Below are 21,946 nucleotides of genomic sequence, written 5' to 3'. Positions count from 1 at the left end.
GGTCCATAGTGTTTCTTATAAATTAAGCGTCATGATGAGAAGTTACAAATTCTTCTTCTTCATCAAACATTGCAGAGTCAGGAGTGAAATTTTCAGCTTCTTCTCTTGATTTTTCAAGTTCAGCCTGCTGAAGAGCTTCTTCTTCCTCTTTCTTGATTGTTTCTTCAGATTTTAAAGGTCCTCTTAAGCCAGTACCTGCTGGTAATAGCTTACCAATAATAACGTTTTCCTTTAGACCCTTAAGATGATCTACTTTACCTCTGATTGCAGCATCAGTAAGAATTCTCGTAGTTTCCTGGAATGATGCAGCTGATAACCATGAATCTGTTTCTAATGAAGCCTTAGTGATACCAAGTAAGATTGGTCTACCAACAGCTGGATGTTTACCTTCCTTAAGAACCTGTCTATTTAATTCAGTGAAGTTCTTAACTGAAACATGTGATCCAGGTAATGCAGTTGTATCGCCGCCTTCTACAATCTTCATTCTTCTCATCATCTGCTGAATGATGATTTCGATATGCTTATCAGAAATTTCGATACCCTGTAATCTATATACCTGCTGTACTTCTTTTAATATATACTTTTCTACTGCTTCTGCAGATGCAACAGATAATAATTCTTTTGGAGAGATAGAACCTTCTGTGATCTTATCACCTGGTTCAACAATATCTCCTTCTGAAACAGCTAATTTTGCACCAATTGGTGTTAAGTAAGTCTTAGTTTCAAGATCATTTGCGACAGTAACTTCTGAACGCTGGTTGTTATGATCACCCTGTGTAGTAATTGATGAAATGTGCCCATTGATTTCAGAAATAATTGATTTAGCCTTTGGAACACGTGCTTCAAACAATTCCTGGATACGAGGAAGACCCTGAGTGATATCGGCGTCACCGGCAACACCACCCATGTGGAATGTACGCATTGTAAGCTGAGTACCTGGTTCACCGATTGACTGTGCAGCCATGATACCGATTGTTTCACCAAGTAATACTTCCTGACCAGTTGCTAAGTTTAGACCATAACACTTACGGCAGATACCTGTCTTAGATTTACATCCGAAGATGTTTCTAATTTCAACTGTCTTAATACCAGCATCAGCAACAGCTTTTGCTGATTTTTCAGTCATTAATTCATTTGCATGGACAATGATTTCACCAGTTGCTGGATCACAAATATCCTTTAATGAAGTACGACCAACAAGTCTATCTACTAATGGTACGATGACGTTACCATCAGCTGTATTAATTAATTCAGATACTTCGAATCCCTTATCAGTATGACAATCGTCTTCTGTGATAATAACTTCCTGTGCTACATCGACAAGACGTCTTGTTAAGTAACCTGAATCGGCAGTCTTTAAGGCTGTATCTGTAGAACCTTTACGAGCACCATGTGTAGAAATGAAGAATTCTGATGCAGTTAAACCTTCACGAAGGGCAGACTTGATAGGAAGTTCGATAGTTTCCCCCTTAGGGTTACTCATCAATCCACGCATACCTACAAGCTGAGTGAAGTTAGAGATGTTACCACGGGCACCTGAATCTGACATGATGAAGATTGGGTTATCACGGTCAGCTTCGAACTCTTCTTTAACGATACCAGTAACTTTTTCTTTAACGTCATTCCATAATTTGATTACGGCTGTATAACGTTCATGTTCTGTTAATTTACCTTTGTTGTATAACTTCTTAATTACTTCAAGATGTTCATCAGCATCATCGAATAAATGATATTTATCCTGAGGAATCTGAATATCATAAGCAGATACTGTAATACCAGCGATAGTTGAATAATAGAATCCCTGATTCTTTAGTCTATCAAGCATGACATGGATTTCATCAATTGGACAAATCTTGAAGTATTCATCGATGATAGCTCCAAGAGTCTTCTTAGTGAACTGCTTGATTAAAGGCTGAGCTTTGATGTGAGCCTTGATATCTGTACCATAAGGTAAGAAGTACTTCATTGGAGTAGCCTTTAAGCTTGCCTTATCTGGGTCATTTAAGTATGGGAATTCACCTTCAAAGATCTGGTTGAAGATGATCTTACCAACTGTAGTGACTAAGTACATGTTATTCTGTTCTTCAGTGAATGTCTTATTCTTTAAAGCAGCAGCACGAATCGCAATTCTTGTATGTAAGTTAACAGTCTTATTGTAGTAAGCCATTAATACTTCGTTCACATCAGCGAATACTGTACCTTCACCAATCTGATCTGCTTTTTCTGTTGTTAAGTAATAGTTACCAAGCACCATATCCTGTGATGGAGTAACGATAGGTTTACCATCTTTTGGACCAAGGATATTTCTAGAACCAAGCATTAACTGTCTTGCTTCCTGAATTGCTTCTTCACCTAGTGGTGCATGGATGGCCATCTGGTCACCATCGAAGTCGGCATTGAACGCTGGACAAGCTAATGGATGAAGACGGATTGCACGACCTTCTACTAGTTTAGGTTCGAAAGCCTGGATACCTAATCTATGTAATGTAGGGGCACGGTTAAGTAATACTGGATGATGTTTGATAACATCTTCAACGATTGGCCAGATCTTATCATCCATCTTATCAATCATACGTTCAGCAGCTTTGATATTAGTTGCTAATTCGTTTCTTACTAATCCAGAGATAACGAATGGCTTGAATAAGTTAACAGCCATTTCTCTTGGAATACCACACTGGTACATCTTTAATGTAGGTCCTACGGCGATAACTGAACGTCCAGAGTAGTCTACACGCTTACCAAGTAAGTTCTGTCTGAAACGTCCCTGCTTACCTTTAAGTGTGTGTGAAAGAGATTTTAATGCTCTTCCTCCAGCACCTGTAATAGGTTTAGAACGTCTACCATTATCGATTAAAGCATCTACAGATTCCTGAAGCATACGCTTTTCGTTCTGTACGATGATGCTAGGTGTACCTAATTCTAATAATTTCTTTAAACGGTTGTTACGAGTGATAACACGTCTATATAAGTCGTTTAAGTCACTTGTCGCAAAACGACCACCGTCAAGCTGAAGCATTGGTCTTAAATCAGGTGGAATAACTGGAAGAACATCCATAATCATCCATTCTGGCTGGTTATTAGAGCTTCTGAATGCATCAATTGCTTCAAGTCTCTTTAATAACTTCTGTCTCTTCTGACCCTGAGCTTCTTTTAACTGATTTTCTACATCTTCAAGTTCAGCATCTAAGTCAACCTTCTGTAATAATACTTTGATGGCTTCTGCACCGATCTTAGCCTGGAACTGACCACCGAACTTTTCAACACAGTTACGATAATCTCTTTCAGATAATACCTGCTTGTATTCAAGTGGTGTAGAACCTTTATCAGTAACAACATAAGATACGAAATAGATGATTTCTTCTAACTGTTTAGGAGACATATCAAGGATGAGTCCCATACGAGATGGAACTCCCTTTAAATACCAGATATGTGCAACTGGAGTTGCTAATTCGATATGACCCATTCTTTCTCTTCTTACTGAAGAACGAGTAACTTCGACACCACAACGGTCGCAGACAACACCTTTATATCTTACTTTCTTATATTTACCACAAGCACATTCCCAGTCCTTTGTTGGACCAAAGATTCTTTCACAAAATAAACCATCTTTTTCAGGCTTCTGTGAACGATAGTTGATTGTTTCAGGTTTTTTGACTTCGCCATATGACCATTCACGAATCTTCTCAGGAGAGGCTAAACCGATCTGAATTGCTGAAAAATTATTATTCTCTGCCATTATTCTTCCTCCTCACCGCTTTTTCCAAATAATCCCTCGATAATATCATCGACTGATTCTGGAGCTTCATCATCATCGAAGCTGTCTTCTACGATATCATCTTCACCTTCGGCAACGAATTCTTCGTGAGTGTCAGCTTCTTCATCTTCTTTTTCTTCTTTTTCATCATTTTCTTCATCTTCTTTTGGCTTCTTAGGCGCATCGAATGAACGAGGGAAACGACGATCTTCATCTTCAATATTACCTACATTGATTTCATTACCTTCATCATCTAATAGACGAATATCTAATGCCAATGCCTGTAATTCTTTCTTTAATACTCTGAATGATTCAGGTAATCCTGGTTCAGGTAACTTCTGTCCCTTAACGATTGCTTCATAAGTCTTAACACGTCCTACAACGTCATCTGACTTAACTGTTAAGATTTCACGTAATGTATATGCTGCACCATAAGCTTCAAGTGCCCATACTTCCATTTCCCCGAATCTCTGACCACCGTTCTGAGCTTTACCACCAAGTGGCTGCTGAGTAACAAGTGAGTAAGGACCAACTGATCTTGCATGTAACTTATCATCAACCATGTGACATAACTTGATCATGTACATGATACCAACTGATACTTCGTTATCGAAATATTCACCAGTTTTACCAGAAATAACTTTCTGTTTACCATTTTCTGGCATACCAGCTTCCTTCATGATATTTTCTAAGTCCTTAGAATTGATACCATCAAAGGCTGGAGTTGCGAAATACTGACCGCCTAACTGTCTAGCAGCATAACCTAAGTGTAATTCTAATACCTGACCGATGTTCATACGAGATGGTACACCTAATGGGTTAAGCATGATATCAAGTGGAGTACCGTCCTGTAAGTGAGGCATATCTTCTGTTGGTAAAATCTTAGAGATGACACCCTTGTTACCGTGTCTACCTGACATCTTATCCCCTTCAGAAATCTTACGCTTCTGAACGATATATACTTTGATAACTTTATTTACACCTGGCTGTAAATCGTCTCTTTCAACTTCCTTATAAGCAAGTGAGTTTGCTTCACCATACTTATTTTCAGTTTTTCTATCTTTACCTCTACGAGTAAATACTCTGATACGATGAACGATACCAGAACCACCATGTGGTACTCTTAATGAGTTATCTTTAACTTCTCTCGATTTTTCACCAAAGATAGCTAATAATAGTTTTTCTTCTGCAGATAATTCTGCCTGTCCCTTAGGAGTTACTTTACCAACTAAGATGTCGCCTTCCTTAACTTCAGCACCAACGCGGATAATACCGTTTTCGTCTAAGTTAGAACGTGCATCTTCACCTACGTTAGGAATATCTCTAGTAATTTCTTCAGGGCCTAACTTAGTATCACGACATTCAATTGTATATTCCTGAATGTGGATAGAAGTATAGTAATCTTCTTTAACAAGCTTTTCATTCATGATGACAGCATCTTCGTAGTTATAACCATTCCATGTCATGAAACCTACAAGAACGTTCTGTCCTAATGCTAATTCACCCTGTTCCATAGCTGGTCCATCAGCAAGAACCTGACCCTTAAGAACATGATCACCAGCCATAACAATTGGACGATGGTTGATACATGTACCAGCATTAGATACAGTGAACTTTAATAACTTATATGTCTTTTCGCCGCTTTCACCTTCAACGATGATCTTCTTAGCGTCAACATATTTAACAGTTCCTTCTTCTTTCGCAACAACTGCAGCACCTGAGTCTCTTGCAGCCTGGAACTCCATACCTGTTCCTACATAAGGAGCATGTGGATTTAATAGAGGTACAGCCTGTCTCTGCATGTTACATCCCATAAGGGCACGAGTCGCATCATCGTTTTCCAAGAATGGGATACATGAAGATGCTACTGATACGATCTGTTTAGGTGAAATATCAATGAAGTCGATTTCTTCTGGCTTAGCCATGATGTTTTCACCTAAATGACGTGAAATAACCTGTTCATCAATGATACGGTCATTTTCATCAGTCTTAACTTTTGCCTGGGCAATAATATAGTTCTTTTCTTCATCGGCTGTTAAATAACGAATATCATCTTCATCAATAACGCAGTTATTTACTTTACGATATGGAGTTTCAATAAATCCATATTCATTTACTTTTGCATAAGATGCAAGTGTAGAAATCAACCCGATGTTAGGACCTTCTGGTGTTTCGATTGGACAGATTCTACCATAGTGTGATGGATGGACGTCTCGTACTTCATAACCTGCACGATCTCTTGATAAACCACCAGGACCTAAGGCAGAAAGACGTCTCTTATTTGTTAATTCGGCAAGTGGGTTAATCTGGTCCATGAACTGAGATAACTGTGAACTTGCAAAGAATTCTTTGATTGCAGCAGTTAATGGACGAATGTTTGTTAATGACTGTGGAGTCATAGAATCATCTTCAGCTAAAGACATTCTTTCCTTAACTACTCTTTCCATACGTGATAAACCGATACGGAACTGGTTCTGAACTAATTCCCCAACAGTTCTAACACGTCTATTACCTAAATGGTCGATATCATCTAATAAACCAATGCGGCTCATTAAAGACACTCTGTCTTCAGCTGCTAAGTCCTGAGAATCATAGATATCAACAAGGTTAAGCATATAAGAATATGCAGCAATAAAGTCTGAAATAGTGACAAACTTACTATCTAGTGAAAGATCAGTACCGATTACTCTCATCTTGATAGATTTTGATTCATCTGTATATACATCTAAAACCTGAATAGTGTGGTTAGAATGCATATTTTCATTTGTTTTGATTTCTCTTGTATGTGCACCTGCTTCAAATACAGGCTTTAAGATTTCTAGTTTATCTTTAGTGATCTTAGTACCTTCTGTCATTACAACGTTACCATCAACGTCAACAACATCTTCAGCAAGAACACGATCAGCAATACGATCTAATAAGCTTAATTTCTTACGAAGCTTAAAACGACCTGCTTTTGCTAAATCATAACGCTTTGGATCGAAGAAACGCGCAAATAGTAAAGAGTTAGCACCATCTAAAGTAGCTGGTTCACCTGGTCTCAATTTACTATAAATTTCCATCAACGCATCATCAGTGTTATGTGTTGGATCCTTTTCAAATGTATTGTAGAGGAACTGGTGTTCTCCGAAAACTTCAATAATATCTTCATTTGAAGAAAGTCCTAGAGCACGTAAAAGAATAGTACCTGGAATCTTCTTCTGACGGTCAATACGAACATTTAGAACATCCTTGGCATCATTTTCAAATTCAAGCCAAGTACCACGAGATGGGATAACCTGTCCATTGAAGACAGTCTTACCAATCTTGTCTGTTCCATTACCAAAATAAGCTCCTGGAGAACGAACTAACTGTGAAACGATAACACGTTCTGCACCATTAACAACAAATGTACCTGAATCTGTCATTAATGGGAAATCACCCATAAATACTTCACTTGTCTTGATTTCTCCAGTTTTCTTGTTTACAAGACGTAAAGTAGCACGCAAAGGAGCTGCATAGACTGCATCTCTTTCTTTACTTTCATCTGCATCATATTTAGGCTCATCAAAACGACAGTCAACAAACTCCAATGATAAAGTGTCGTTAAAATTTGTGATAGGATAAATATCCTCAAATACTTCTCTTATACCTTTTTCCTGAAACCACTTAAATGAATCTGTCTGAATTTCGACAAGGTTAGGTAGTTTCAAAGAACCACTAATACGAGAATAATTGCGTCGCTTAATGCGGCTTTCTGCAGTTCTTACATTCTTTTCCAAAATCCGTTCCACTCCTTTTTTAATCTCTATCTGCAAGCTAAAAAGGGTCAAAAATGACCTGCTTTTATACATGAGTAGGCATTTTAGTATACTAGCACAAGGGTACTTTTGTGTCAACCCAAAAAGGGAAATTTGTACAATTTCCCTAATTATCATTATTTAATTGATTGAATTATATAATAGCCTTTATTTCGCTTCAATATTTCCGCATTTCCAAAAACTTCTTCCATGCATTTCTTAGCGCTTGGTGCACCCTGTTTCTTTTGAATTACAATCACAAGGCGACCATTCTTATTTAAGTGTGAATAACTTTCTTTAAGAATAGTTGTCACAACATTCTTGCCTGCACGAATTGGCGGATTAGAGATGATCATATCAAATGTCTTCTCTACTTGATCATATGCATTACTTTCATAAACATGCATATCTTCAAGATGATAATCTTCAATTGTGCGTTTAGCAAGATCCATTGCACGTCTGTTAACATCTACCATATCAAATGTCACATCTGGATAAACCATCTTCAGGCTGATACTTAATGCACCATATCCACACCCAACATCTAATACTGATTTTACACCTTCTAGATTAACGGTGTCAAGTAGAGTTCTTGAACCGAAATCTACACTATCCTTAGAGAAAACACCACGGTCACTATGAAAGTCAATAGAATGTCCTTGAAAATCAAAATGAATCATTGAAGGTCTGCTTTCTATTTCATCATTTGTATAATAGTGTGACATTCTCATTCCTCATAAGAAAAAAGCCCTAAGATAGGGCTTTTATAATTGTGTTTGTATTAAATTACTTTAATTCAACAACAGCACCAGCAGCTTCTAAAGTTTCCTTTAACTTAGCACCTTCTTCAGCTGGTACGTCTTTCTTGATTTCAGATGGAACCTTGTCAACTAAGCCCTTAGCATCAACTAGTCCTAAACCAGTGATTTCTCTAACAGCCTTGATAACTTTAACCTTTGTAGGTCCAACTTCTTTAAGGATTACTGTTACGTTAGCAGCAGGTCCTTCTTCTTCAGCAGCAGCAGCAACTGCAACTGGAGCAGCAGCTGTAACGTCGAATTTTTCTTCGATTGCTTTTACTAATTCATTTAATTCTAAGATTGTAGCTTCTTCTAAGTAAGCTAAGATTTCATCAGTTGTTAACTTTGCCATTTTAATATTCTCCTTTATTTCGATATTAAGCAGCTGCTTCTGCTTCTGCAGGAGCTGCTTCTTCTGCAGATCCTTCTGCTTCTTTGTCAGCTACAGCCTTAACAGCTCTAGCAACTTTTGATACTGGTGCCTTTAAGCAAGCCAATAACATTGATAACATACCTTCTTTGTTTGGTAACTTTGAAAGTTCCATAACTTCTTCTTTGCTCAATAATTTGCCTTCAACGATTGCAGTCTTGATTACAAGAGCTTCGTGATCCTTAGCAAATTTTGCTAGTACTCTAGCTGGAGCAACAGCGTCATCATGACCAAATGCAATAGCGTTTGGACCAGTTAAGAATTCATCTAATTCCTGCTTACCACAAGCTTCTGTAGCACGAAGAGCTAATTTGTTCTTATAAACTTTAAGTTCAACGTTTTCAGCTCTTAAAGCACGACGAAGTTCAGTAACTTCATCAACAGTTAAGCCACGGTATTCAGCAACTACTACTGACTGAGCGTTAGTTAACTTATCAGCGATTTCGTCGATGACTGCCTGTTTAGCGACTAATACTTTTTCGTTAGCCATTGTTACACCTCCATAAAAATTTTATTGCAACAATATACTCGTTATATAAAAACTCCTAGATTACCTAGGAGTTTGTCATTCATACATGACAATATCCCTCGGTAACAAATTGAGACTTGCGTCAGTTACTGTCTACGGTATATTGATTGCGGCATTAATAATTAAGCAGCAACTTTTACTGCTGGACCCATTGTAGATGAAACTACGCAGTTCTTAACGTAAGTTCCCTTAACTACTGAAGGTCTCATTCTTAATAATAAAGCATGGATAGCTTCATAGTTTTCAACTAGCTTAGCGCTGTCGAATGATACACGACCGATTGGAAGATGTACGTTACCATCTTTATCAGTTCTATAATTAACTTTACCGCCTTTAGATTCATTAACTGCTTTAGCAACATCCATAGTTACTGTACCAGTCTTAGGGTTAGGCATTAATCCCTTAGGACCTAAAATACGTCCTAATCTACCAAGCTTAGGCATCTGATCAGGAGTAGCGATCATAACATCGAACTCTAACCATCCCTTAGCGATTTCATCTAAGATATCCTGGCCGCCAACTACGTCAGCACCAGCGTTTTTAGCTTCTTCAGCCTTTGGACCTTCAGCGATAACACAAACTCTCTTTGTTTTACCAGTTCCGTTAGGAAGCACGATAGCTCCACGTAACTGCTGATCTGCATGTCTAGTATCAAGATTTAACTTGAACACAACATCAACACTTGCATCGAATTTAGCAGTAGTAGTCTTCTTAACTAATTCAATTGCTTCTTCGATTGAATATAGCTTGCCAGCTTCAATCTGCTTAGCAACTTCTACATATTTCTTTCCTTTTTTTGACATTTTCTTTCCTCCTTAAGTGGTCTTAACGGATAGACCTCCCACTGTAATGACGGAATTCAACTCCATCAGATTGCTAATTAATTAAGCGTCTAAGCCTTCTACTTTGACACCCATGTTACGTGCTGTTCCAGCAACGATTTTCATTGCTGCTTCTAAATCATTAGCGTTAAGGTCTGGCATTTTGTATTCTGCGATTTCCTTTAACTTGTCAGCACTTAGAGTAGCAACAGTCTGCTTTGAATCACTTGCAGCTTTCTTGATACCACAAGCCTTCTTGATCATTTCAGCAGCTGGAGCTGTCTTTAATACGAAATCAAAGCTCTTGTCTTCATAAACAGTCAAAACTACTGGTACAGTTTCACCATGACGATCTTTAGTCTGATCGTTGAATGCTGTACAGAATTTTGGCATCTGAATTCCTGCACCTGCTAAAGCTGGTCCTGGTTTAGCACCACCTGCTGGGAACTGGATCTTCATAATTCTTACTACTTTTTTACCATTATTTGCCACGGTACACACCTCCATTAAAATATTGTCCGTGCTGTGGTTCGTTTGGGCCGAAGCCCTCCCACGCATTTGACGCCATGCGTCGATTAACAATTATACATAATACAAAGCAAAAATCAATGCTTTTTTAATTTTTTTTAACTTTTTTATTCAATTGATTTTAAAGACTCAACCATATCCACCTGATCAAGTATATGACGCATAGCTAAATTGATGATAATCGTAAAGCCTACTGTCATGCCAAATGCAATTAAATAGATATAAGGCGGCATTGTACGGATAAATAACATATTGTCCATTTCTACCGTTAATACTACAAAACGATGAAGGAAATAGCCAAAGAACATACCCAATGATGCTCCAATAAGAGAAAGAATGATATTTTCTCTAAAGATATAGTCACAATATTCTTTTCGACGGAATCCTAATACCTTAATTGTCGCAATTTCACCTTTACGTTCACCAATATTAATATTAGTCAAGTTATAAAGAACGATGAAACATAATAATGCAGCACATCCTGATAATATTGCAACAATAATATTGAGCGAAGACATTCTCTGCTGGAATTCATCGAGTGAAGCTGTAAGTCGCTCCATACTGCCAATATTATGATGATCTAGGTAGTTCTTTAATGTCTTGATATTGGACTTCTTCGTATTCATATCAACATAAAGAATAGAGGCAGATGATTTCATACCAGTCAGATTTTCATAGAATGTCTTACTCATATAAACTTGATGACTGACGTACTGCTGTACTATGTTAGAGACCTTCACTGTATATTTTGTATTGTCATAAGAGAATGTCATATTCTCTCCTTTTTTCACGCCTAGCTTTTCAGCCAGCTTCTGGGAAATGACAACACCATCATCACTTAAAATAATCTTCTTTTTTGTCTTATAATCGTTGAAGTTGATGAAGTTCTTGATTTCATCCGCATTATCATAAACAATCATCGTACTATAGTAATCTTCACTATTACCAAGTACTGTAACATTCTGACGATAAGCACCCGTTAAATTATGTACACCTTCAATACGCTTAATCTTGTTTTCTACTTTCTTTGTATCTTCCACATCACTATTAAGTTTGATTAATGCATCATATTTATAGACTTCTTCATATTGTGAAGGAATAATGTCAGAAACACTATTCTTTACACCAAACCCTAGCATAATGAGTGCTGTACATCCCGCAATACCAATCACAGACATCCAGAAACGTTTCTTATAACGGAATAAGTTTCTCATTGTCACCTTCTGATTGAAGTTCAGACGTTTCCAGATAAAAGGCATACGTTCCATTAGAATTCTCTTACCTGCCTTAGGTGCTTTAGGACGCATTAAAACAGATGGTGTAGACACAAGTTCCTGAAGACAGACACTTAATGTTGCAAGTAGTGTGACACCTACAGAAATAAGAACAGTCATAAGTGAGATAGACCATTTCTGTACAAGAACAGTTGATTGATTCATTCCATACATTAGATACGTGAACAAAAAATAGATAATACGAGGGAAAACCTGATTTCCTGCAAGGATACCTAAAATGCAGGCAAAGAATGTTGCTAGGAATGCATAAACTATATATTGCATAATGACATCCTGCTTGCTGTAGCCAAGTGCTCTTAATGTTCCACAATAGCTTCTCTGTTCTTCTATCATACGTGTCATAGTAGTCAATGATACTAAAGCGGCAACTAGGAAGAAGATCAATGGGAATACTTCTGCAATTGAGGCAATCGCCTGCTTATAAGATTCATAAGAGGCAATACCCACATTTTCATTTTTAGTGAGTGAATAAAGAACACCTTTTGGAATCTGGTTTAGTTGCTGCTGTGCTTGGTCAATCTGTGCTTTTGCAGCATCTAATTGCTCCTTAGCAGCATTAAGCTGTACTTTCGCATTATTTTCTGTCACTTCAAGCCTGCTTTGCTGGATATTAAGTTCTGCTTCCGCTTCATCTAATTGAGATTGTGCTTTTTCTAACTGAATTCGTCCTTCTAATAACTGACCTACACCTTGAAGCTTATTATTGAAGTTATTCAAGTTTTCATTCAAGTCATTCAAGATCTTTGTGAAAGCATCCTGAGCAGAATCCTTATCCTTGATATTTCCTAAAGTATCTTTAATAGAATCATGAAGTGCCTTGATTTCCTGATCTATTTTCTTAGTTTCATTATAAGCCTGCTGTGTCGCATTGCTGACCTGAGCTGCTTTCTTCAGATAAACTTTCTTTTGTTCATAAAACTGAATACGTGCTTCAGCTAACTTGATCTTGCCTTGAGAAATCTGACTATTAAAAGAATCAAGATTGCGTTTATATTCCTGATATCCTTCTTCATACTGTTTCTTTGCGTCATCAAGCTGCGACTGCATATCACCTGTTAATTGGTCATATTGATCACTCATTTCTTCAGATAACATACTCTTAACACGTGTGTTCACTGTTTCAATTAGATTATCATAATCAGATGTAAACATATTGTACTTCTCTGTACCTTCTACATCTACAAGTAAAGAAGTATAAAGATGATCATTATTTCTTAACTCAGCCACCTTCTTATTTAAGCCAAGTTCTCTTGCCCCTTCATTTAATACTTCGACAAACCCACTGTTGGTACCATCACCTAGTGTATTAGTCCCACGGTCAACATTACTAATATAACGAGGATCATTCACAATACCTACAATCTTATACGTCTTTGTACCATTATCATTAGAAAGTTCAATTGTATGTCCCAGCTTGTAATTATATTTACCAAGATTAACATCAATAATACATTCATTCTCTTTTTTAGGATAACGTCCCTTTAATAGTTCAGGACGATCCAGCATCGATTTTTCATATTTTTCCTGTGAGTACACAGTAACGCCTGATTTACCATCTTTATGCGCAAATAAAGCATCAAACTGGTAGCATGGCACTACTTTCTTTATACCCTTAAGTTTTCTTACCTTTGCGACATCTTCATCAGAAAAGCCAAGTGTCGCAATATAAGTGAGATCCGCATAGTTATGACTATTTAAATAAGCGTCAGCACTTGCAGCCATTGTATAAGGGGTATTTCTAAGTCCTGAAAAGACAGCTGCCCCTAAGAAGATAATCATAAAGATGGAGAAAAAACGTCCTTTTGACTGACTGATGTTCTTAAAGACGGTTTTCCAATAAAATCTCTTCTTTACCATTCAATATTATCGATGGATTCAGGATGTTCATTATATTCCTGTTTTTCCACTTTTCCATTCTTAAGATGAATGACTTGATCAGCCATTGGGGCAAGAGCTGAGTTATGTGTAATAACGATTACAGTCATTCCATAGTTATCACACATGCTTCTTAACAAGCCAAGAATTGATTTACCTGTCTGATAATCCAGTGCACCTGTTGGTTCATCACAGAGTAATAATTTAGGATTCTTAGCGATAGCACGAGCAATTGCCACACGCTGCTGTTCACCGCCTGATAACTGTGCTGGGAAGTTATCTTTACGTCCTCCAAGTCCTACACGTTCTAGAATATCTACTGAATTGAGCGGATCCTTAGAAATCTGAGAAGCAAGTTCTACATTTTCTAATGCTGTTAAGTTCTGAACAAGATTATAGAACTGGAATACAAATCCAATATCATCTCTTCTATAATCTGTTAATTGTTTATCATCATATGTTGCAATATTATGTCCATCTACAAGAATAGTCCCACTTGTAGGTGTATCCATACCACCTAGCATATTTAATATTGTTGTTTTACCTGCACCTGAGGCACCTACTATGACTGTGAATTCACCTTTATTTACCTTAAAGTTTACACCATTATTTGCATAAATAGTGACATCACCCATAGTATAGCTTTTTACAACATTCTTTAGTTCAATAAATGCATCCATACATACAACCTCCTAATATTATTGTAAGTGATACCATTTTTATCTTCAAGCACAAAAAAAGACATGCTTTATGCATGCCTCTATTCTTCAATCTTCTTAAGCTGAATTAATTCCATATCAATAGGAGTAAGGTTACCTAAGAAATCAACAAGTACTGTTGCAGTTTCTTTTTCTTTATCAATAGATTCTACCTTACCACTCTTAGATGCGAATGGACCAGCAAGAACTTCTACATAATCACCTTCAACAAAATCAACTTCTACAGCTGTAGTCTGGATACCCATTGACTTTAAGATTGGATCTAATTCTCTCTTATTTACTGGGAAAGGTTTAGCCCCTCCACCTGATGAACCGATGAATCCTGTAACACCTGGTGTATTACGGACAATATACCAAGCTTCATCAGTCATAATCATTTCTACAAGAACATAACCAGGGAACATATTGACTGTCTTGTTCACTTTCTTACCGTTCTTGATTTCAGTTTCAACATGTTCTGGAATGACAATGTTGAAAAGGATATTCTGAAGTCCCATTGATTCAACACGTTTTTCAAGGTTTTCTTTTACTTTATTTTCATGACCTGAATATGTATTAACTACATACCACTGTCTACCTTCATTATTGGAATCATGTGTTTCTTCATTATTTTCTACTTTAGTTTCTAATTCTTCTGCCATATTAACTTAACCCCAATGTCTTTAAAATTAATGCAATTAATGCATCTGCGCCATAGAAATAAACTCCAAGAACTACTGTAAATGCAAGTACTACAAATGCATCACGAGCCAATTCTTTCTTTGTGAGCCAATGAACATTCTTGATTTCCTGACGAATTCCTTTAAGTGAAAACCATTCTTTGAATTTTAATGGATTCTTATCTTCTTGCTCTTCTAAACGTCTCTGACGTTCTAACTTCTTTGCTTTTCTAAGCTCTTTACGTTCCTGCTTAAGCTTTTCTTTTCTAGCTTGCTTTTCATCCATGGAAGCAGCCTCCTTATTTTGATTCTCTATGTATCGTATGCTTACCGCATTTCTTGCAGTACTTACGTAATTCTAAACGTTTTACATTTGTTCTGTTATTCTTATAAACTGAATAATTACGTGATAAGCATTCCGTGCATACTAAGATTACTTTTTCTCTCATCTTATCACTCCTTAACCTAAATTAATTTATCATAAATACACAATATCGTCAATTGATAATTAAGAACTCCCCTAAGGGATGCGCTCTTAATTTACTCATCACACGATAAACACTGTTATAAACACACTTTATTGAAATATTGAGCATCAATGCGACCTCTTTTTCAGGATAGCCTAACAAAACAAGATGAAAAATCTTCTGATCTCTTTCTGAGGTCTCATTCTGGATAATCGCATACACAAGTTCCCAGACTTTTTCTAAATCCTGTGCTTTTTGTGGAGAATACTCCACTCTTTGATCTGCAATCAATTCACCATAAGTACGCGAATCGTCATAATTCACAATCCTATCAAGAGAGATGGCTTTCTTTTCATAACGTGTGAAGAAAGTATATTGCTTCTTAAGTAATGACTGCATCTTCTTAATAATACAGCTTCTCGCATATACTTCAAACGTTGTATCCAAGTCTTCACGATAACTCCAAAAGACTTTGTCAAAAGTAATCAACCCTACCTGCAATAAATCCTGTGCTTCTAAAGACATAGATGAGATATACTTCATCTTTCTCATCACTGTATTTACTAAAGCATCATAATAGGCATACAAGCTTCGAAGTGCGACAGGATCATTGGATCTTGCTAAATAAATTAATTCCCTTAATATACGATCATCCATAGATCATCCTCCTCTTAGAGAGGATGACGTGAGTTATATACCTGATAAAGTAATACGGCTGTTGCAACAGACGCATTGAGTGAATTGACATGACCTACCATTGGTAGAATGACATTCATATCACAATGTTCTTTTACTAAGCGAGAAATGCCAAATCCTTCTGATCCAATCACAAGAACAAGTGGCATATTGTAATCTACAGCACGATAATCTGTAGAATTATCTAATTCACATCCTACAACCCAGAAGCCTTCTTTCTTTAGAGAATCAAGGGTACGAGATAAGTTAGTTACCTGTGCAACAGGAACATGGTCAATAGCGCCTGTAGATACCTTTGCAACTGTTGCATTCAAGCCTACAGAACGCTTCTTGCCAATAATGACACCATCTACACCAATTGCATCACATGTACGAATAATAGCCCCTAGGTTGTGAGGATCTTCCATACCATCAAGCATTAATAATAATGGCTGCTTTCCTTCTGGAATGTTACGTACGATATCTTCTAAAGGTGTATAGTCATACCCATCAATCAAAGCCATAACTCCTTGATGGTTTACATTCCCTACAAGTTTAATAAAGCCATTTTTATCCGTCATCCTCATTTTTATATTATTCTTGCGACACAACTTCACAATGTCATCATTCTTTGACTGGTTCTGAATCATTACTTCATGAACCTGTCTTGGTCCTGTTAATAGTTCTCTGACGGTGTTTTTACCATAAATCCATTCTTTCACTTTGTCACTTCCTCTTCTTCCACATATTTTTTAAATAATTCAAATATTTCATCTAATCTTTCTGTCTGCTTAGTGAGATAAAGATGTCCAACCATTGATTCAAAACCAGAAGACTGATTATGAACAACAACTGATTTATTTTTTACTGAATGTCCCTTGCAGTTACGTCCGCGCTTAAATAAACGCACTTCTTCTTCTGTGAAGAAATTTTGAGAAAGGGCATATTTCATAAAGCCTGCATGGGCATAAGCACTGACATACTTGATAGAAGCTCTCTGTAATTCATGAGGCTTCATAATTCCCTTCTCTGTGAGTAAATATTCACGGACATATACTTCAAAGACTGCATCACCTAAATAAGCAACAGCAAGTGCATTCATTAGTTCCGGGCGCATTAGAGAATGCCTCTTTCAGTTAATTCTTTTCTAACACGGTCTGCTTCATCAAAGTTCTTTTCCTTCTTATAAGCATTCCATTCTTCATATAAAGCGATATCTTCTTCACTTAACTTTGTACCTTCAAATAAGAAGCCTAAGACATCACCCATCTTAACAAGAGTTGCATATTCAGTCGCAATGACATCATTGTCTTTTTCTCTTACACGCATCACCTGATTCAATACTTTTACCTGATCAAGAATCTGTGTTAAAGCAAGTGAAGTATTTAAATCATCTTCTAATGCATTCACCATAGCATCCACAGTTTCCTTCTTATAATCATGAGCAGGAACATGGTTCACCTGTAAATATAAAGACGCATTCTTAGTCGCATTTTCTACTTTAGAGACTTCCTTACGTACACCTGCAATGACATCAACAGTCAAATTCAATGGATTACGATAATGAGTAGATAACATCAACCATTTAAATACATTGCATCCAAATTCTACAATTAAATCTTTAGCCCATAAGACATTACCTAAAGACTTAGACATCTTTTCACCATCAATATTGATCATCTGGTTATGCATCCAATAGTTTGCGATTGGATGACCATTATAAGCCATAGACTGAGCAATTTCATTTTCATGATGAGGGAACTTTAAATCCTGTCCTCCACCATGGATATCAATCTTACCATCCTTGAATAACTTATTGATCATGACAACACACTCAGTATGCCATCCTGGTCTACCTTTTGACCAAGGTGTATCAAACTGAATACCTTCATCTGTCTTCTTCCATAATGCGAAGTCAGTTGTACTTTCTTTCTTCTTGTCATCAACAGAAAGAGTACGATCACTTGCACCTGCAATAAGATCTTCTACTTTAATACCTGATAACATGCCGTATTCTTTCACCTTAGTGACACGGAAATAAACATCTCCATCTACTTCATAGGCATAACCCTTGTCAATAAGAGCCTGGATGAAATCAATGATTTCAGGCATAGTTTCAGTCACTCTTGGTTTATATGTAGGATCTTCAATATTTAATCCTGCTCTTACATCTTCATATGCCTTGATATATTTATCAGTGAGTTCCTTTTCTGTAATACCTTCTGCTTTAGCGGCTTTGATGATCTTATCGTCTACATCTGTATAGTTAGATACAAAAGTCACATCATTCCCTAAATATTCAAAAGTACGTCTCAATACATCAAATACGATCATTGGGCGTGTATTCCCAATATGAGCATGGTTATAAACTGTAGGACCACAAATATAGATAGAAACTTTACCTTCTTCAATTGGCTTAAATTCTTCTTTTTTGTTTGTTAATGTGTTAAATAATCTCATAACATCCTCCTCAAATAAAAAAAGCTCATGATAAAGACGATCCACCTTACCATAGCTTTTCACTCTTAACGCAAGTCAAACGTTCTTTCTTTCAAAAAGACTCAGATGGGTGCATCCTAGAACCTCCCACTAGATGCTTTCACCATCTCATCCTCGCTGTAAGCTTCTTGTTCTATTCATTCTCATCTATAATTTATTTCACTATATCAAATTATCGCCTATTCTTCAAGACAAACGCCGTTCTTATTTCTTTGTATCAGCTAATTTTTTTGAAAGCTTATCAAGTCCCTTGGATGTGAGAGAAAGACTTTTGGCCCCGAAGTCTTTTAAATCATTCATACCATCCTTGAATTCTTCTGTCTCTGTGACCTTTTTTATACCCTCTTTCGCTTTCTTATAAGTGTCTGATTCAGAAATAGTGGTTGCTGCCTCTTTCGCACGATTAACACATTTATTAAGATTCTCTTCACTTAATATTTCTTCTGTATTCTCTTTTACCTTCTGAATACCCTTTTGTACTTCTTCACTTTCAGCAAACTCTTTAACTTTATCTAATAAACTCATAATCATCATCTCCTAAAAACAAAAAGATGGAGGAAATCCTCCACCTTTGTATTAACCAAGTAATGAACCGAATACTCTTAAGTATTCATCTGCTGAACGGTCCCAGTCTAATTTTTCAGTCATAGCACGATAAATCAAACCATTCCATTGATCTTTTTCATCGTAGTAGATATGTAATGCATAATCAATAATGTCCATCATTTCATGCGCATTATAGTTAGCAAAACTGAATCCAGTACCAGTACCATCAAATTCATTGAATGGCTGTACACTGTCTTTTAATCCACCCGTTTCTCTTACAATAGGAATTGTACCATAACGTAATGACATCATCTGAGATAATCCGCATGGTTCAAATAATGAAGGCATTAAGAACATATCACATCCCGCATAAATACGACATGATAAACCAAAATCATACTTTAACTGTAATGAAATCTTTGGATTACCAAATCCAGCAATTTCTTCTAATGGTTCTTCATATTTCTTATCACCTGCACCAAGAATAACAAGCTGAACCTTTCTCTGTAAAAGTTCTTCCATACGGTTAAGGATCAAGTCTAGACCCTTCTGCCATGTTAATCTTGTAACGATACCAATAAGTGCTACATCAGGATCCTGTGGCAATCCCACTTCAGCCTGTAATGCAAGTTTATCTTTTACCTTTTCTGTATAAACGCTATTTGCGTTGAAATGGCAAGGGATATTTGGATCTGTTTCTGGATTGTTTGTATCATAGTCGATACCATTTAAAATACCATAAAGATCATCACGACGCATAGCAAGGATACTCTGTAATCCTTCACCATAAGCATCTGTTAAAATCTCCTGAGCATATGTTGGAGAAACAGTTGTAATTGCATCTGAATAAAGAATTGCTGCTTTCATCATATTCATGCAATCATCATTGCGTACATTACCATTGTAATATAAGTAATTATCTAAACCGAATAAGTCATTCAATAAGAATGGATCACATTTACCCTGATAAGCGATATTGTGGATTGTGAAAGTAACTTTCACATTTCCATAATAGTCATAATAGCAATATCTTTCTTTATAAAGAGGCGCAATCATTGCAGCCTGCCAGTCATGTAATGATAAGATATCTGGCATGATATCTAAACGAGATAAACATTCAAGAACTGCAAAGTCATAGAATGCAAATCTTTCATAATCATCATCATAGCCATATAAACCAGGTCTTCTAAAATACTGTTCATTATCTACAAAGAAATAAGTCACACCTTCATATACTGCTTTAAAGACACCACAATAGCATCTTCTCCATCCTACCCATAAATAGAAGTTAGTCACATATTCAAGTGATTCAGGGAATTTAATATCCTGATACTTTGGAAGAATGACATAACATTCATGTCCTTTTTTCACAAGTTCTTTAGGTAAAGAACCGATAACGTCAGCGAGTCCTCCAGATTTAATATAAGGAAGTGCTTCACCAGCAGCAAAGACGATTCTCATTAGACAATGTCACCTTCTTTAACATACAATGGATCAGTTGGATCACCAAGAAGTTCTTTGACATGTTTAACCTTAGAATCCTTATCCATAATGACATTTTCAAGATGAGCACCTGCTTCTACTGAAGAACCACTGAATAAGATTGAGTTCTTTACAACAGCACCTTTACCAATCTTAACATTACGTCCTAAAATACTGTTTTCTACAGCACCATCGATAAATACACCGTTTGCGATATATGAACTCTTAACTTCAGCATCTTTTAGATACTTTGAAGGTGGTGTATCGTTAGTATTTGTGAAAATTGGCCAGTTAGACTTGAATGCCTGAGTTGAGACATCAATATCAAGGAATTCAAGAGATGTCTTGAAGTAAGCTGCATATGAATCAATGCACATCGCAAATCCTTTATATTCATAAGCGTTGATCTTCATTTCATCTTTTAGATAGTTTAAAGTATCTCTTAAATCATAGAATACAGATACTTTCTGTGCTTTATTAAGCATCTTAATTAATGCTTTTCTATTAATAACATAAGTTTCAAGTGAGATTGAGCGATCCTTGCGATTACCTTTATTTAATTCAAAATCAACAACCTGCTTGTCCTTAATCTTTAAGAAATCAGAACCAATAAATGTTTCATTTGCATTCTTAATTTTCTTATAAACAACAGTCACATCACAACCAGATTTTTCATGTGCTTCTACCACATCAGAGAAATCCATTGTAGTAATAATATGTGCTGGAGAAATCACTACATAATCAGCAGTAGATTTTTCTAAGAATGCAATATTTTCTAACATATTGTTGATATCATGGTTGTACATAGTGCTGTTTGCATACTTTTCATCATATAATAATGAAATACCACCCTTTTTAGAGTTGAAGTTCCATGCATTACCAGAACCAATATGTTTTAATAATGATCTTGGTTTTTCCTTTACTAAAATACCTACTTTATCAATATTAGAATTTGAAAAGTTAGATAATACAAAGTCAATAATACCATAACGACCCAAGAAGCTTACTGAAGCAACTGGACGTCTTTCTGTTAATCCTTTCAAAGATATATCAGTATGTAAATTGATTAATCCTACTACATTTGCCAT

General features: G+C 36.4%; 19 protein-coding genes and 1 other annotated feature. All 19 genes read right to left on the bottom strand.

Annotation, left to right across the window (positions count from 1 at the left end; all coding sequences use genetic code 11):
• Window positions 1-22: 22 nt before the first annotated feature.
• The 19 genes from rpoC to glgD all read right to left on the bottom strand — a co-directional run bounded on the left by rpoC (window position 23) and on the right by glgD (window position 21,946).
• Window positions 23-3,736 carry a DNA-directed RNA polymerase subunit beta' gene (gene rpoC / locus NQ499_RS03175; RefSeq protein WP_006505723.1) on the bottom strand — a complete coding sequence of 1,238 codons (3,714 nt, stop codon included), beginning with the start codon at window positions 3,734-3,736 and terminating at the stop codon, window positions 23-25.
• The gene (gene rpoB / locus NQ499_RS03170) at window positions 3,736-7,515 is read right to left on the bottom strand and encodes a DNA-directed RNA polymerase subunit beta (RefSeq protein WP_050772172.1); all 3,780 of its coding nucleotides are present in this window, start codon (window positions 7,513-7,515) and stop codon (window positions 3,736-3,738) included. The genes rpoC and rpoB overlap by 1 nt, the downstream gene beginning before the upstream one ends.
• A 155-nt stretch (window positions 7,516-7,670) precedes the next feature.
• Window positions 7,671-8,258 (bottom strand): class I SAM-dependent methyltransferase, encoded by a 588-nt coding sequence (locus NQ499_RS03165; RefSeq protein WP_040389880.1) that lies wholly within the window; start codon window positions 8,256-8,258, stop codon window positions 7,671-7,673.
• A 61-nt stretch (window positions 8,259-8,319) separates the two neighbouring features.
• Entirely contained in the window at window positions 8,320-8,685 is a 366-nt protein-coding gene (gene rplL, locus NQ499_RS03160; protein ID WP_006505726.1) for a 50S ribosomal protein L7/L12, read from the bottom strand.
• A 25-nt stretch (window positions 8,686-8,710) separates the two neighbouring features.
• Window positions 8,711-9,253 (bottom strand): 50S ribosomal protein L10, encoded by a 543-nt coding sequence (gene rplJ, locus NQ499_RS03155; RefSeq protein WP_006505727.1) that lies wholly within the window; start codon window positions 9,251-9,253, stop codon window positions 8,711-8,713.
• A gap of 37 nt (window positions 9,254-9,290) precedes the next feature.
• Window positions 9,291-9,409: a sequence feature (ribosomal protein L10 leader region), on the bottom strand.
• A gap of 5 nt (window positions 9,410-9,414) precedes the next feature.
• Window positions 9,415-10,095 (bottom strand): 50S ribosomal protein L1, encoded by a 681-nt coding sequence (rplA, locus tag NQ499_RS03150; protein WP_006505728.1) that lies wholly within the window; start codon window positions 10,093-10,095, stop codon window positions 9,415-9,417.
• A gap of 81 nt (window positions 10,096-10,176) precedes the next feature.
• Window positions 10,177-10,620 carry a 50S ribosomal protein L11 gene (gene rplK, locus NQ499_RS03145; protein ID WP_040389881.1) on the bottom strand — a complete coding sequence of 148 codons (444 nt, stop codon included), beginning with the start codon at window positions 10,618-10,620 and terminating at the stop codon, window positions 10,177-10,179.
• 128 nt (window positions 10,621-10,748) lie between these two features.
• Window positions 10,749-13,793, bottom strand: a complete 3,045-nt coding sequence (locus NQ499_RS03140) for an FtsX-like permease family protein (protein WP_006505730.1) — start codon at window positions 13,791-13,793, stop codon at window positions 10,749-10,751.
• Complete coding sequence (locus NQ499_RS03135; protein WP_006505731.1) at window positions 13,787-14,491, bottom strand: ABC transporter ATP-binding protein; 705 nt, start codon at window positions 14,489-14,491, stop codon at window positions 13,787-13,789. The genes NQ499_RS03140 and NQ499_RS03135 overlap by 7 nt, the downstream gene beginning before the upstream one ends.
• 80 nt (window positions 14,492-14,571) lie before the next feature.
• On the bottom strand, window positions 14,572-15,171 hold the full coding sequence (gene nusG, locus NQ499_RS03130) for a transcription termination/antitermination protein NusG (protein ID WP_006505732.1): 600 nt from the start codon (window positions 15,169-15,171) through the stop codon (window positions 14,572-14,574).
• A 1-nt stretch (window position 15,172) separates the two neighbouring features.
• Window positions 15,173-15,475 carry a preprotein translocase subunit SecE gene (secE, locus tag NQ499_RS03125; RefSeq protein WP_006505733.1) on the bottom strand — a complete coding sequence of 101 codons (303 nt, stop codon included), beginning with the start codon at window positions 15,473-15,475 and terminating at the stop codon, window positions 15,173-15,175.
• A gap of 13 nt (window positions 15,476-15,488) precedes the next feature.
• Entirely contained in the window at window positions 15,489-15,638 is a 150-nt protein-coding gene (rpmG, locus tag NQ499_RS03120) for a 50S ribosomal protein L33 (RefSeq protein ID WP_006505734.1), read from the bottom strand.
• 48 nt (window positions 15,639-15,686) lie between these two features.
• Window positions 15,687-16,313: a sigma-70 family RNA polymerase sigma factor gene (locus NQ499_RS03115; protein WP_006505735.1), complete on the bottom strand. Its 627-nt coding sequence runs from the start codon at window positions 16,311-16,313 to the stop codon at window positions 15,687-15,689.
• A gap of 14 nt (window positions 16,314-16,327) precedes the next feature.
• Window positions 16,328-17,053 (bottom strand): 23S rRNA (guanosine(2251)-2'-O)-methyltransferase RlmB, encoded by a 726-nt coding sequence (gene rlmB / locus NQ499_RS03110; RefSeq protein ID WP_006505736.1) that lies wholly within the window; start codon window positions 17,051-17,053, stop codon window positions 16,328-16,330.
• Window positions 17,050-17,448: a Mini-ribonuclease 3 gene (locus NQ499_RS03105; protein ID WP_006505737.1), complete on the bottom strand. Its 399-nt coding sequence runs from the start codon at window positions 17,446-17,448 to the stop codon at window positions 17,050-17,052. Before NQ499_RS03105 ends, rlmB begins: the two co-directional genes overlap by 4 nt.
• Window positions 17,448-18,791 carry a cysteine--tRNA ligase gene (gene cysS, locus NQ499_RS03100; protein WP_040389882.1) on the bottom strand — a complete coding sequence of 448 codons (1,344 nt, stop codon included), beginning with the start codon at window positions 18,789-18,791 and terminating at the stop codon, window positions 17,448-17,450. The genes NQ499_RS03105 and cysS overlap by 1 nt, the downstream gene beginning before the upstream one ends.
• A 243-nt stretch (window positions 18,792-19,034) precedes the next feature.
• Window positions 19,035-19,355 carry a hypothetical protein gene (locus NQ499_RS03095; protein WP_040389883.1) on the bottom strand — a complete coding sequence of 107 codons (321 nt, stop codon included), beginning with the start codon at window positions 19,353-19,355 and terminating at the stop codon, window positions 19,035-19,037.
• A 51-nt stretch (window positions 19,356-19,406) separates the two neighbouring features.
• Complete coding sequence (glgA, locus tag NQ499_RS03090; RefSeq protein ID WP_006505740.1) at window positions 19,407-20,837, bottom strand: glycogen synthase GlgA; 1,431 nt, start codon at window positions 20,835-20,837, stop codon at window positions 19,407-19,409.
• Entirely contained in the window at window positions 20,837-21,946 is a 1,110-nt protein-coding gene (glgD, locus tag NQ499_RS03085; RefSeq protein ID WP_006505741.1) for a glucose-1-phosphate adenylyltransferase subunit GlgD, read from the bottom strand. The genes glgA and glgD overlap by 1 nt, the downstream gene beginning before the upstream one ends.

Origin of the sequence: Catenibacterium mitsuokai, from assembly GCF_025148785.1 — a bacterium.
GTDB classification, from domain to species: Bacteria; Bacillota_I; Bacilli_A; order Erysipelotrichales; family Coprobacillaceae; genus Catenibacterium; species Catenibacterium mitsuoka.
The sequence above is the reverse complement of the archived record's forward strand: the minus strand, read 5'-3'. Positions and strand labels throughout refer to the sequence as shown.

Excerpts from the sequence above, each read along its gene's own strand:
- rplJ (WP_006505727.1), bottom strand. The coding sequence starts at position 9,253 with ATGGCTAACGAAAAAGTATTAGTCGCTAAACAGGCAGTCATCGACGAA.
- rpmG (WP_006505734.1), bottom strand. The coding sequence starts at position 15,638 with ATGAGAGAAAAAGTAATCTTAGTATGCACGGAATGCTTATCACGTAAT.
- rpoC (WP_006505723.1), bottom strand. The coding sequence starts at position 3,736 with ATGGCAGAGAATAATAATTTTTCAGCAATTCAGATCGGTTTAGCCTCT.
- rplK (WP_040389881.1), bottom strand. The coding sequence starts at position 10,620 with ATGGAGGTGTGTACCGTGGCAAATAATGGTAAAAAAGTAGTAAGAATT.
- NQ499_RS03105 (WP_006505737.1), bottom strand. The coding sequence starts at position 17,448 with ATGCGCCCGGAACTAATGAATGCACTTGCTGTTGCTTATTTAGGTGAT.
- rplA (WP_006505728.1), bottom strand. The coding sequence starts at position 10,095 with ATGTCAAAAAAAGGAAAGAAATATGTAGAAGTTGCTAAGCAGATTGAA.
- secE (WP_006505733.1), bottom strand. The coding sequence starts at position 15,475 with ATGGATGAAAAGCAAGCTAGAAAAGAAAAGCTTAAGCAGGAACGTAAA.
- NQ499_RS03115 (WP_006505735.1), bottom strand. The coding sequence starts at position 16,313 with ATGGATGATCGTATATTAAGGGAATTAATTTATTTAGCAAGATCCAAT.
- glgA (WP_006505740.1), bottom strand. The coding sequence starts at position 20,837 with ATGAGAATCGTCTTTGCTGCTGGTGAAGCACTTCCTTATATTAAATCT.
- NQ499_RS03140 (WP_006505730.1), bottom strand. The coding sequence starts at position 13,793 with ATGGTAAAGAAGAGATTTTATTGGAAAACCGTCTTTAAGAACATCAGT.
- NQ499_RS03165 (WP_040389880.1), bottom strand. The coding sequence starts at position 8,258 with ATGTCACACTATTATACAAATGATGAAATAGAAAGCAGACCTTCAATG.
- NQ499_RS03095 (WP_040389883.1), bottom strand. The coding sequence starts at position 19,355 with ATGAGTTTATTAGATAAAGTTAAAGAGTTTGCTGAAAGTGAAGAAGTA.
- glgD (WP_006505741.1), bottom strand. The coding sequence starts at position 21,946 with ATGGCAAATGTAGTAGGATTAATCAATTTACATACTGATATATCTTTG.
- NQ499_RS03135 (WP_006505731.1), bottom strand. The coding sequence starts at position 14,491 with ATGGATGCATTTATTGAACTAAAGAATGTTGTAAAAAGCTATACTATG.
- nusG (WP_006505732.1), bottom strand. The coding sequence starts at position 15,171 with ATGGCAGAAGAATTAGAAACTAAAGTAGAAAATAATGAAGAAACACAT.
- cysS (WP_040389882.1), bottom strand. The coding sequence starts at position 18,791 with ATGAGATTATTTAACACATTAACAAACAAAAAAGAAGAATTTAAGCCA.
- rplL (WP_006505726.1), bottom strand. The coding sequence starts at position 8,685 with ATGGCAAAGTTAACAACTGATGAAATCTTAGCTTACTTAGAAGAAGCT.